The organism is Okeania sp. KiyG1 (assembly GCF_014132355.1).
Classification (GTDB): domain Bacteria; phylum Cyanobacteriota; class Cyanobacteriia; order Cyanobacteriales; family Microcoleaceae; genus Okeania.
The window spans coordinates 40442-52209 of sequence record NZ_BLZO01000116.1 but is presented as its reverse complement, the minus strand read 5'-3'; the positions used below and the strand labels follow the sequence as shown (position 1 = coordinate 52209).

The window sequence follows — 11768 nt, the reverse complement described above, 5'->3', positions numbered from 1 at the left end:
AAATTTCTAGGTCGCGATTATCTTCAACAAGTCGTGAACGATGACGCATAATTATTTTAATTCCTTAAAAGAGGGAGACCTGGAGTAGGGAGTAGGGGAGTAGGGGGTAGGGGAGTAGGGGAGTGAGGGAGTAAGGGAGTAGAGGAGTAAGGGAGTGGGGGAGTAGGGGAGTAGGGGAGTAAGGCAGTAGGGGAATAGGGGAGTGGGGGAGTAGGGAAGATTGAATATTGAAGTAATTATAGAATTATAAATACATATTGTATAACCGGATTCCATAATTCTATCCATTACCGAAAAATTCGGTCTAAAGCTTCCCCTTTTAAGCTATCCATTACCCACATCTTTACTTAATATAAAACTTGACAAAATATACAAGTCATGCGTGAGTCCTGGTTAGGGTTTTTAGGGAGAAAAAATATGTGAAAAAGTACATTTTTTTTAGTTCTGACCTTATGAGGCTAACTGATAACTGATAACTGATAACTGATAACTGAAATGGTGTCTACTTATTTGCTAATCTATCTATAATATGTGTCAGTCGATAAATTTCATTTTTAGTTTCTTTCATTTGACTGATATATTCTTGTAAATTTGTGGCGATGACGCTTAAATGGGAATTATTTAGATTGGCTTGATTACTCATGCCTTTCCCTATTTGGTCTCCTAAAGATTTAATGCTCTGACTAATACCATCTGTGGAATTATTCAAGGCATTTGCTAGAGTTTTGAGTTGAATTTGTACTTCATCTAAATTATCTGCTTTGGATACTACTCTTCTTTGTAAAGTATCCAGACTTCCCACTGCTAACTGAAAACCTTGTGATGCTTCTTGGAGTTGTCGAATCATCTCAGCTAAAGATTTTTGATTACTTTGATGAGATTCTAATAGTCTTAATGAAGTTTGATTATTACTGGCAATTTGTTCTCCAAACTTTGCTAGTCTCTTACTATATCCCTGTAGTTCAATGACTACTATTTCTATTGCTTGAACAGCAGTAGCTAGAGTCGAGGTTGATTGAGAAAAATTACTCTGAATATTAGCTAATTCTGCTGTTGAATTAGCTAACTTTTGCGGGAATTGACTATGTTCGAATGTCTGTGCTACTTCTAGAAATTTATCCCCTGCTATCTGAAAATCTTTAGAACTTTTTGCCACTGTAGCAGCAGCTTCTCCTAATCGCACAAAGGTCTGTTCTGCTAATTTACTGGTAGTAGTATTGGCATTATGAATTTCTTGAATTTTATCTTGTAGAGCTGACTCTACTCCTACTCTGACTGTTTGACCAAATCTGGTTAAAAATCCTTCAAAAGAATAAGCAACTGCTTTTACTACTTTATCAAGCTGAGTTTGACCTTCTATTGTTTGTAAGTAAATATTATCTAAATAATCTTCTAGTAAACTAATTAATCTAGTTTTGGCAAGGCTAGTATTAAAAATAAAATTAACTGATGTAACTACTGCACTAAATAATATTGCTACTAAGCTGCTAGTAAAGGCAATTCCCATGCCTTGTAATGGTACTTGTAATTCCCGGAGCAAACTACTAACATCGGTAGCATTAGTATCACTAACTGTTTGACTTAAAGAAGTCAAGTTAATGGTAATGCCGACAAAAGTACCTAATAATCCAAAAGACACAAGAAGATTAGGTAAAATTCGACATAAATATTCTATTTGTTCGTAAGATATTAATCCAAATAACCTTTGTCTACTATAAACTTGGTCTATTAATGCTCCTGTATTAACTTGCTCTAGTTTACTACTCGCATCTGTAAATCTGTCCTCTAAATATTCGATAAATCTTGGCTTATTTACTGACTGCTGATTAATTAGTCTTCTTACTTTATTTCCTTGATTTACTAAGTCAAAATGAAGTACAATTCTTAATAATATAGCAACCACAGATGGTACAATTACTAAAACAATTACTAGAGGGATTAAATAAGATGGTATTGGTGGCATAGCAACATCTCTGATGTTTCAATAGTTAATTAATGCAGAATTATTATAATTCTATCTTAATCCCTAGAAAAATGTAATTATGTTGATATTAACTACTGATAATTAGTAAGCATTAAGCTATTAGCTGTAAGCTCTCAGCTCTCATGAGGAGGGTTTAAATGAATATAGACTTTTTCAGCCGACTTTGGTAGTAAGTATAAATTCTGCCTCAATTACTAAAGCTTTTATCTAAAACTAAAAGCAATAGCTGAACGCTCTTTGCGTAGCATCCCGCAGGGAAGCGCTGACGGCTGTTTGCGCAGCATTCCGGAGGAAATGCTTACGATAATTAAGACTTTTGTTTAATATTCTAGAGCGAGTTTCAGGCCAGATATTACAACAATAATTACTAAAAAATTGAGAAAGGGGACAGTCATTAGTCCCTGGTATTTAAGCAATGACTAATCTCCGTTCTTAGAAACCTACGATAATCTATAGAAATCTATGATTATCTGGTCCATTCCCTATTCCACTGGCAACATCGGCGTTATCCAGTCCACAGACTGTCACGGTGGAACTGGCCGCCATAGCTAAATTTAAACTAGCATTTCCGTTTGTCATGCTCCGCAAACAAATCTCAGTCGCTGTAAAACCAGAGTGTTCCTACTTAAACACTCTCTCAGATAAAGACAAAGACTGTTTAACACTCACCATAGTTAGAGCAAGTCTTAGAACTAGGAAAACATCTATCCACAACAATTAACTCAGAGCCATATAACTCACACTTCTACTGTAGCTGTCTACGAAATTCATAAAATCCCATATCAGCTATAGCCGAGAGCTAACTTATGATTAGCCATCATCCCTAATACATTTAGGTCTTCTATTACTATCTTGCTGTGGTTTTTAGACAAGTAGGTATTGACTACTCCCCCGACTCAAGTCACGGAGATTCTAAGTATATATTACGCAACAGGATAAATCCGTATTGCTTCGTCTATTCTTAGCTGACCAAAGATATATTCTTTGGGGACAAATCAAAATGCCCCTACACAGTCGGCTAAGGCCAATGCCTAGGGTTCTGCTTACTTTTTAGTAAGTTTATGCAATGTATAAATGCGAATTTTAGCTATTCTACATAATTGGAGATGATCGTAGATAATACCAGATTATAGCCAACAATTACTAGCCCTCACCATTAGCTGCAATTTGATTTGCTTCCCAAGGCCCAAATTTAGATTGATAATAGGCTAATATTTGGTCTACTTTTTGACGAACAGCATCTTCAGCATCTTCTGTATACTCCAAGCACAGACCTCCTATTTGACTTTTTTTATAGTCAAATGGTTCTGAGGCAGGAGGAAAAAAAAAGTCCACTTCTACTTTGCCGACTTGACGCAAATGAGCTGCTACTTCTCGATATACTGCCAGTGGTAGTCCCTGGCAGCTAATTTGATAACGTTGTTGTTTTTGTTTCGCAGTCTGCATCTTAAATATTTACCTTCCTAATAGATCGCCCTCTAAGCTATGATTTACCAATTGTTCAGTTGTATCTGGTAAATTACAACAGTTAATACTATCCAAACATACTTTGCCCCACTGCAAAGCCCAACGAACCAGTTCTACTCGATTATGGGTTGAAGTTTTACTCAGAATATTACTGATATGATTATCTACCGTTCGCTTGCTAATTTCTAGCTTCTCGGCGATTTTTTCATTAGTCAACCCGTCTGCCACTAGCTCCACAACTTGAAGTTCCCTTTCTGAAAGGGATATTTTGGTTTGAGACTCGCAACCAGTCATAACTTTTGCCTATATATGTATATCTGCCTAATTATAATTTTAGAGACATCTTGACAAAATTCACCTTAATGACAATCTATAAGTGGGAAAAGTATGAATAAAGCTGAGGAAGGATAAAATTAGTTAATTATGTTTTTCAAAAAATAAAAAAATATTGATTTTAAATATATAGCAAAGAATAGGTTGGTTAGGACTTATGCGAATAATAAACCGTAAGACAGGGAAATATTTTTCCCACTGTTACCAGATGAGCTGTTGCCTGTTGCCTGTTCCCTGCTATACCTTAGATTTTAATCACCACTAAAATATTCCTAATTTCCCTACCTATATATAATTTGAGATACTCTAATCAATATGACCCATCTTCATGTTCTCTGTCTCGGTGAAATTTTATTTGATTGTTTGGCCGATCAACCCGGAATACCTCTAAATCAAGTTCAGTCTTGGACAATCTACCCTGGTGGTGCCCTGGCCAATGTTGCTTGTGGTTTAGTCAAACTAGGGACTCCTACTGCTTTAATTAGTACAGTAGGTCAAGATACAGAAGGCAAAACACTGGTAAAACTTTTGCAAGAAGTGGGAGTAGACACTACAGGCATCCAGCAAAATTCTGATGCACCAACACGGAAAGTCTATGTATTACACTCTACAACAGGGGAACGTGAATTTGTTGGTTTTGGCGATCGCCAGACAACAGAATTTGCTGATACTCATTTACAAGCTGAACTTTTACCAGAATCTTTATTCTTAAATGGTGAGTTTTTAATATTAGGAACCCTTGGACTAGCTTACCCTAAAACCAGACAAGCAATTTACCAAGCTCTTGAATTGGCTGACCAATACCATCTCAAAATCATGGTAGATGTCAACTGGCGTCCTTCATTTTGGCCTAATCCAGATGAAGCTAAAGAGCTTATATACTCTTTACTAAAAAGAGTGGATTTTGTCAAACTCTCTATAGAAGAAGCTGAGTGGTTATTTGAATCTACCGAACCTGCTGCAATTACTTACCAATTAAATTCAGTAGAAGGTACATTAATAACTTCAGGGGAGCAAGGTTGTGCTTACTACTTGTCAGAAAATGAAGGGAAAGTCCCAGCTTTTTCAATAGATGTGGTAGATACTACTGGTGCTGGCGATAGCTTTGTAGCAGGTTTTATACATCAGTTACGCCAATATGGTATTCGTCAACTACAGCAACCAGAGGTAGCAAAAAAAATTGTTACTTATGCTAGTGCAGTAGGTGCTTTAAGTACTACTAAAACAGGAGCGATGTCTGCTCAACCTACTGTAGATGAAGTTGAGGCATTTTTTAGTAGCTATTTGGGTAACTAAGATAGATAATATAACGAAGGCACTTATGCTGAGGGCAGACAGAGGGCAGAAGAAACAATTGGATGGGGTTTTATACCCTTGCTCCATTCGGTCATAGGCAGCAGGAGCAGGAGTCAGAATTCCCTTTTGCCTTCTGTCTTCTGCCCTCTGCCTTTCCTGATAAAGACGACTTCAGTAGACTAACCACAAATCTAATCAAAACGCAAATTTTGTATTTAAATGGTGAGTCCAGCCCACTTTTTCAAGTAAACGTTATTTTAGTCACAATACGTCGGGATGCTCCGCCAGTTCCGACCTAAGAGTGTTCGGCATTAAACAGGCAAAGAGATTTGAAAAGCTAGTGTGCCGAACGTAAAAAGCTTCAATAACCGGGCGAGGCCAACTTTACACTTTTTGTAGAAGGGACGCAACAATGTCCAATTCAACCAATTATGTATTCGTACTTGACGCCAAGAAAAAACCCCTAGCACCATGCAAACCAGCCATGGGGAGGTCTTTGTTAAAAGCAGGCAATAGCCTTGCGTTTTCAAGCGCTACCCGTTCACAATAATTCTGAAGAAATTTGTAGCTCTTGATTTTCAAGGCTTGCAATTAAAAATTGACCCTGGTTCCAAACAAACAGGCTTTGCAATAGTTACCCAAAGTGAAAAAGTTATCTTTGCAATGGTTTTAATCCATCGTGGCCAGCAAATCAAAAAATGCGCTGCTGCGACGGCGAACTCTTCGTCGAGGTCGTCGTTGTCGAAAACTCGCTACCGTAAGTGCAGATTTTTCAACCGCAAACGAAAAAAGGATGGCTGCCACCAAGTTTAAGCCATCGGGTTTTGACTGTAGAAACTTGGGTGAATAGACTGTCTAAACTAAGCCCGGTAAGTAGTTTGGCTATAGAATTGGTCAAATTTGACACTCAGAAAATACAGAACCCAGAAATTTCAGGAGTTGAATATCAAAAAGGAGAACTATTTGGTTATGATGTCCGGGAATATCTATTAGAGAAATGGGGTAGATCGTGTGCTTATTGTGGGGCAACAGATACGCCCTTAGAAATTGAACATATAGTTCCACGGTCAAAAGGTGGTAGTAATAGGGTGTCTAATTTAGCCATAGCTTGTCATCAATGTAACCAAAATAAGGGTGCTATGGATATTCGGGAATTTCTCGAAAATAAACCATCTATACTAGCTCATGTTCTAAAGGTTGCCAAAACCCCATTAAAAGATGCTGCTGCCGTGAACTCAACTCGCACTCAAATCTTTGAAACTTTAACAGCAACAGGTCTGCCTGTGATTACTGGTAGTGGTGCTGGTACTAAATATAACCGTTGTCGCTTGAATTTGCCAAAAGAACACTGGATAGATGCTGCCTGTATTGGTGAAGTTGAAAAGTTAACAATGCTGACTTCTCAACCCCTGGTCGTCACAGCAATGGGACATGGTTGCCGACAAATGGTACAGATGGACAAATAGTGCGATTCGTTCCTACTAGGAGCCTTTAGAGACTAAAGGGGTATGAGTAGGGTCCAATGAGGACACGGAGGAAGAGCCTGCCAATGGCGAGGACACCAAAGAAAGCCTGTTGGATAACTGAGTTACAGATGTGGGTGAAAACCCCACCCGCCAAGGGACAGCGGACTCCCGACCTGGCCACGTTGAGTCAGACCTTTCCACTGACAGAACGAAGCTGGCAACAGGCCCCAACCAGAGCTAAGGGTGATAGGCACACTGGGGGTAATGGGGAGACGGCATGGGTAGATTAACAAATGTCCTGAAAAAGCGTCTTACCATCCAGCAAGAGACACCCAATACTCTTGACCGTACACGGTAAAACTCCCGCACCACAATATTTGAGTAGGTGCATCCCCGGGAATCGTGTAGGCGAAATGGGCAGCCCTAAACCGTCATAACAATCTGTAATTCGGAACGAAGAAAAACGCTGAGAGAGTCTTTGGGAAAAGGTCGAAAACCCAAAGTAGGTGGGAAGCACGGAAATCTCTCCAGCGGGTAGGATGCAAGTCATTAATTGCTTGCAGGGTAATCAGCGTAGAGGAATTTAGTAAGAGAGTACCCTTAGACACATGAGTAATCATAGTGAAGTCTGGAGCAGTCTTAACTGGAAGAAATTCCAGAAGAATCTGTTCCGCCTCCAAAAACGAATCTACAAAGCCATGCAGAATGGAGACCACCGCAAGGTCAGAAATCTCCAACGTCTGGTGCTGAAGTCCCACGCTGCAAGGATGCTTGCTGTACGACAAATAACTCAGCTAAATTCTGGGAAGAAAACTTGTGGGGTAGATGGTGTCAAGTCCTTGAACTTTGAACAACGTCTTAAATTAGTTAAAGAGCTAAAAGAAGCAGATAAATGGGAACATCAAGGATTAAGAGAGGTTAAAATCCCTAAGAAAAACGGGAAGATTAGGAATCTCAAAATTCCAACCATCGCTGATAGGGCTTGGCAATGTCTGGTAAAATACGCTCTTGAACCCGCCCACGAGGCAACTTTCCATGCCCGCAGTTACGGCTTCAGACCAGGCAGGAGTACGCAAGACGCACAAAAATACGTCTTCGATCATCTCAAAAGCAAATCCAACGGCCAAGACAAAAGGGTAATCGAGCTAGACATTGAAAAATGTTTCGATAGAATTAACCACAAGGCGATTATGTCCAAAGTAATCGCACCCCAACAAATAAAAACGGGGTTGTGGAAATGCTTAAAGGCAGGGGTATCCCCAGAGTTCCCAGAACAAGGAACACCCCAAGGCGGTGTAGTATCGCCATTACTAGCCAATATAGCATTAAACGGTATAGAGGACATCCACCCATCCGTAAGATATGCGGACGATATGGTGTTCTTCCTTAAGCCCAAAGACGACGCTGAGAAAATTTTAGAGAAAATACAGCAATTCCTCACAGAACGCGGGATGAACGTATCGGCAGAAGACCAAGATAACGCGGTCAACGGCAGGCTTTGATTTCTTGGGATGGCACTTTTTGGTGCAGAAAAACGGGAAATTCCGGTGTACTCCCTCAGAGGAGAACTATGAAAAATTCCGCTTGAAAGTTAAGGCTATAGTCAACAACTCTGCATTAGCCACTGCCGCCAAAGCGAAAAAGTTAGCTCCAGTAATACGGGGTTGGAGAAACTACCACCGTTATTGCAAGATGGACGGGTCAAGGTTTAGCTTGTGGTACTTAAGCCACGATGCCTTCTTAAAATTCCTCAAGGATAAAAACAAAGGCAAAAATGAAGCCAAGACACTCGTAAATCAAGCATTTCCAGCGGTTCCCTACTCCGAGAACAAATTCGTCATCGTCAAAGGAGAAAAATCCCCCTACGACGGAGACCTTACTTATTGGAGTAAGAGAAATTCCAACCTTTACGACGGGTACACTACTAAAGCGTTAAAGCGACAAGGTTACAAATGTGGACATTGCGGACACTACCTAGACGGTAACGAAAGGGTACATCTGCATCACATAGACGGCAACCATGACAACTGGAAAACCAATAATTTAACGGCAATCCACAAATCATGCCACGATTACATCCACATGAAGGCAAAAGGTCAAAAGCCTAAGATTATCTAGGAGCGTAGTGCGGTGAAAGTCGCACGCTACGTTCTGAAGGAGAGGGGCGAGGAGGCAACTTCTCCCTCGACTCTAACTGGTTTTCCTAGGATTGGTTACAAAGCAAAAAAACCTGTACCAGGTTGGAAAACAGGGGACATTATCAATGTCATCAAAGGCCAAAATGCTGGATTAAAAGGAGTCAGGATTAAAACGGTGAGAAGCAAAGGCAATTTTGATATCCGACAGGGGGATAAAATCTTGTCTGTATCTCGAAACCATATCCAACCTGTCCATAGACGAGATGGATACAATTACTCGTTTTAAGTACATTTTTTCTAAGAGGTTATTGGCCTTTCTGAAGCTCGTTGTCAACTCAATTATCACAGTTTAAAAATCATGGGACTTTTCGATCAAATTGTTGGTGCTATTAATAACCCTAATCAAGAAGCTAGTACAAATCAATTGAGCAGTATTCTTGGTACAGTGCAGCAACTAAGCGGCAATCTCGGAGGAAATTCTGGTGCAACTCAAGTTGCTATGTCAATTTTGGGTGGTCATGTACGTTCAGCTTTACAGCAGAAGCGAGAAGAGTCTGGTAATGGAGCAGTTCAAGCAATTGTCAATCAGTTTGCAGGTACAAACCCTAACCGCCAAGCTGTGGCATCTCTATTTTCAGATAATCAAATTACTGAAATTGTTCAGAGTATATCCCAAAAAACAGGTTTTGACCTCTCACAAGTCCAGAATTTATTGCCTACTTTAGTACCACTAATTCTGAATTTATTGAAAACTGGTAATGACACTCAAAATCCTAATCAGGCATCTAATAATGTTTTAAATAGCTTTTTGGATGCTGATGGAGATGGGGATGTTGATATTTCAGATATGATGGGAATGGCAAGTCGTTTTTTGAAGTGAAGGAAAAGTTTTAGGTTTTAGGTGAATAGTATTATTACTTTGACCAGAATATTCAAGGGAGCATTGACTTATCAAGCAGTAAACCGTGCCGATGTGAGGTTTGGGAGTCTCCCGTTATAATCGCTCTTATTTAACGGGGGAGGATGTCAAAGCTCTAGTGAAACCAAACTATCCAGACAACAATAGCTGAACCGCCATAAAATCATAGGTTCAGCTAACTTGAAAAAAGCACAAAAAAAGATAGCAAGACTATATATAAAGAGTAGCTTTTCATGTCGCGCAGCGAAACATCCACAAAGACACACTCGATCGACTGACAACATACGCAAGCCTTGAACCACAACCCACCCCTATCCCCTCCTGGGAGGGGAGCTAAAGAGGTGGGTGCTGACTAAGGCTTTTATGAGTTCAGGCGACAACTTGAGTATAAGTGCCAATGGTACGGTAGTGAGCTAGTAGTAGTAGATAGATTTTTTCGATCATCAAAAACTTGTTGCAGGTGCGGTCACGTCCAAGAGATGCCATTAAATCTGAGGACTTATGATTGTCTAGAATGTGGGTTGTCAATAGACCGCGACCTGAATGCGTCAATTAATTTAAAAAAGCTAGTGCTAATTGGGGAGGTCTCCTCAGAGAGGTCTCCTCAGAATTAAAGACGCACTCAAGAGGTGCGGTTGGCTTGAGCGTTTCGGCTGTCGCCGACATGAAAATGCCTGTGGATGAGTAACTGCCGACGGTCTCACAAAAAACAGGAACTAAACAGCCTCCTAGGTCGGAGCTATCCTATCAATTCGTCACTGTTTGTGACGCTTTGTATCAGTTTTATGAAGCAGGAATTCGGAGTTATATACAATCTGGTTGAGTACTTATCATCATATTTGGGGGTGGGGAGTAGCTTACCGAAAAATTGGGTTTAAGGCCTCGCCCATAAGCGGGCGACTTTCTATACTATGCTATAATGAAATTGGTTATATACCCGCCTTGTCTCATAAATACTGTAGAAAAGAAGATTAGGTCGAGATTCCTTCAGTTGAGAGCTGAACAAGGGAAGCTTTCAGGTCAATGAGCAGCTTAAACTTGGAGGCACAGATCAGCATCCATAAGAATTCTTGATAAGTCGCGGGAGGGCATTCTGAGACTCGTGCGCGGACGTGGAGGCAAGTGTAAGACTACCGCATCTGGTAGCAGCAGCCTGTGAGACGTCAACTCGCTGAGGAGCTACGGCTCGGTAGGAATCCCCGTGCCTTTAGGCCGGGGAGGATGTCAAAAGGGTAGATTTTTTACCTTTGATGTAAAACAAGTGTGGGAAGTGTGGAATGGGAGAAGTTTTAAGTTATTTGTTGTATAAAAAAGTGCATTGAGTGTGGAAATTTTATACTGAATAAAAGTGATTACTCACCCCTTTGGTTAAAAACCTACCCCTGTAAGGAGTACTATCCCTGATAAGGAACTCCTGAAACCTTGATGGGAGGGTGGGGAGGATTGGGAGGTGTGGGGAGTGTGGTTCGTAAGAATATTCAAAAAACATCTAATTCAATACACTTTTCTGAGGAAAAAGCCTCTCAAATGACTTATACCATTTCTCAAAAGTCTTGCTACATCTCCTTGAAAGTAGGGAGTAGGGACCCACCCCTAACCCTCCCAGGAGGGGAATTTTGGAGTAGGGAGTAGGGTGAAAAGAGATAAGATATCTTGTTTTAATGTCGAGAATCGTCACAAACATTATTCAACCATTATTATTACTTAATAACTGAATTGCCATGGGAAGTATAGCATTATTGTTGGGAATTGGTATTACACATAACTTCTCACTAATGTCCGCGTTTTATCTTAAGAAAGATGTTTATAAAGCATGGCCCTAAAAGGAAGAGGATTGAATAAAAGGAAAATTTTTTCTCTCTTGGTCTCATGGATATGGCGAGGAGACCCGCTCTTATCAGAGCCACTCCGCTTTTCGGTGCGGAATGCTACGCTTGCCATGTCGGCGACAGCCGTTAACGTAGTTATGCGCCAGCAAAACGCCATCCCACCCTACGGGAAGCTGCGCTAAGACTCCTTGTTTCTCCACGGCGAGTGAGAGGCTTTAAACCTTAATTATTCGGTAAGTCTACCGACTCATCTTCAAAAACTTCCCATAGGCATTTATAGTTTATAGATATCTGAAAAGTTTTAATTATAAGTTTCAGCTTTTAATTTAAAAATCA

General features: G+C 40.3%; 10 protein-coding genes and 3 pseudogenes. 8 read left to right on the top strand and 5 right to left on the bottom strand.

Going from position 1 to position 11768, the window contains the following annotated elements; genetic code table 11:
- Window positions 1-502: 502 nt before the first annotated feature.
- The 5 genes and pseudogenes from SAGCYANO_RS27295 to SAGCYANO_RS27285 form a co-directional block, all read right to left on the bottom strand.
- On the bottom strand, window positions 503-1963 hold the full coding sequence (locus SAGCYANO_RS27295) for a hypothetical protein (protein ID WP_202222951.1): 1461 nt from the start codon (window positions 1961-1963) through the stop codon (window positions 503-505).
- A 471-nt stretch (window positions 1964-2434) separates the two neighbouring features.
- Window positions 2435-2563: a hypothetical protein gene (locus tag SAGCYANO_RS48115; RefSeq protein ID WP_255502724.1), complete on the bottom strand. Its 129-nt coding sequence runs from the start codon at window positions 2561-2563 to the stop codon at window positions 2435-2437.
- Window positions 2564-2651: 88 nt separating this feature from the next.
- Window positions 2652-2868 (bottom strand): annotated as a pseudogene (locus SAGCYANO_RS45730) (IS200/IS605 family accessory protein TnpB-related protein); the annotation flags it as partial.
- A 259-nt stretch (window positions 2869-3127) separates the two neighbouring features.
- On the bottom strand, window positions 3128-3430 hold the full coding sequence (locus SAGCYANO_RS27290) for a hypothetical protein (RefSeq protein ID WP_202222950.1): 303 nt from the start codon (window positions 3428-3430) through the stop codon (window positions 3128-3130).
- A gap of 9 nt (window positions 3431-3439) precedes the next feature.
- Window positions 3440-3745 (bottom strand): response regulator transcription factor, encoded by a 306-nt coding sequence (locus SAGCYANO_RS27285; protein ID WP_124143783.1) that lies wholly within the window; start codon window positions 3743-3745, stop codon window positions 3440-3442.
- 354 nt (window positions 3746-4099) lie between these two features.
- On the opposite strand from SAGCYANO_RS27285, the gene SAGCYANO_RS27280 reads away from it, so the two are divergent.
- From SAGCYANO_RS27280 to SAGCYANO_RS27250, 8 genes and pseudogenes are all read left to right on the top strand, one after another.
- Window positions 4100-5080, top strand: a complete 981-nt coding sequence (locus tag SAGCYANO_RS27280; RefSeq protein ID WP_202222949.1) for a carbohydrate kinase — start codon at window positions 4100-4102, stop codon at window positions 5078-5080.
- A gap of 546 nt (window positions 5081-5626) precedes the next feature.
- Window positions 5627-6546 (top strand): annotated as a pseudogene (gene iscB / locus SAGCYANO_RS27275) (RNA-guided endonuclease IscB).
- A gap of 83 nt (window positions 6547-6629) precedes the next feature.
- On the top strand, window positions 6630-6836 hold the full coding sequence (locus SAGCYANO_RS27270; RefSeq protein ID WP_202222948.1) for a hypothetical protein: 207 nt from the start codon (window positions 6630-6632) through the stop codon (window positions 6834-6836).
- 318 nt (window positions 6837-7154) lie between these two features.
- On the top strand, window positions 7155-8048 hold the full coding sequence (locus tag SAGCYANO_RS49470) for a reverse transcriptase domain-containing protein (protein WP_307785977.1): 894 nt from the start codon (window positions 7155-7157) through the stop codon (window positions 8046-8048).
- Between the two features lie 4 nt (window positions 8049-8052).
- Window positions 8053-8664, top strand: coding sequence for a group II intron maturase-specific domain-containing protein (locus SAGCYANO_RS49465; RefSeq protein ID WP_307785976.1), 612 nt, complete (start codon window positions 8053-8055; stop codon window positions 8662-8664).
- A 12-nt stretch (window positions 8665-8676) separates the two neighbouring features.
- Entirely contained in the window at window positions 8677-8970 is a 294-nt protein-coding gene (locus SAGCYANO_RS27260; protein ID WP_202222947.1) for a hypothetical protein, read from the top strand.
- A 72-nt stretch (window positions 8971-9042) separates the two neighbouring features.
- Window positions 9043-9564 carry a DUF937 domain-containing protein gene (locus SAGCYANO_RS27255; protein ID WP_202222946.1) on the top strand — a complete coding sequence of 174 codons (522 nt, stop codon included), beginning with the start codon at window positions 9043-9045 and terminating at the stop codon, window positions 9562-9564.
- Between the two features lie 398 nt (window positions 9565-9962).
- A pseudogene (locus SAGCYANO_RS27250) lies at window positions 9963-10217 on the top strand (RNA-guided endonuclease InsQ/TnpB family protein); the annotation flags it as partial.
- Window positions 10218-11768 lie beyond the last annotated feature (1551 nt).

Excerpts from the sequence above, each read along its gene's own strand:
- SAGCYANO_RS27295 (WP_202222951.1), bottom strand. The coding sequence starts at position 1,963 with ATGCCACCAATACCATCTTATTTAATCCCTCTAGTAATTGTTTTAGTA.
- SAGCYANO_RS48115 (WP_255502724.1), bottom strand. The coding sequence starts at position 2,563 with ATGACAAACGGAAATGCTAGTTTAAATTTAGCTATGGCGGCCAGTTCC.
- SAGCYANO_RS27290 (WP_202222950.1), bottom strand. The coding sequence starts at position 3,430 with ATGCAGACTGCGAAACAAAAACAACAACGTTATCAAATTAGCTGCCAG.
- SAGCYANO_RS27285 (WP_124143783.1), bottom strand. The coding sequence starts at position 3,745 with ATGACTGGTTGCGAGTCTCAAACCAAAATATCCCTTTCAGAAAGGGAA.
- SAGCYANO_RS27280 (WP_202222949.1), top strand. The coding sequence starts at position 4,100 with ATGACCCATCTTCATGTTCTCTGTCTCGGTGAAATTTTATTTGATTGT.
- SAGCYANO_RS27270 (WP_202222948.1), top strand. The coding sequence starts at position 6,630 with ATGGCGAGGACACCAAAGAAAGCCTGTTGGATAACTGAGTTACAGATG.
- SAGCYANO_RS49470 (WP_307785977.1), top strand. The coding sequence starts at position 7,155 with ATGAGTAATCATAGTGAAGTCTGGAGCAGTCTTAACTGGAAGAAATTC.
- SAGCYANO_RS27255 (WP_202222946.1), top strand. The coding sequence starts at position 9,043 with ATGGGACTTTTCGATCAAATTGTTGGTGCTATTAATAACCCTAATCAA.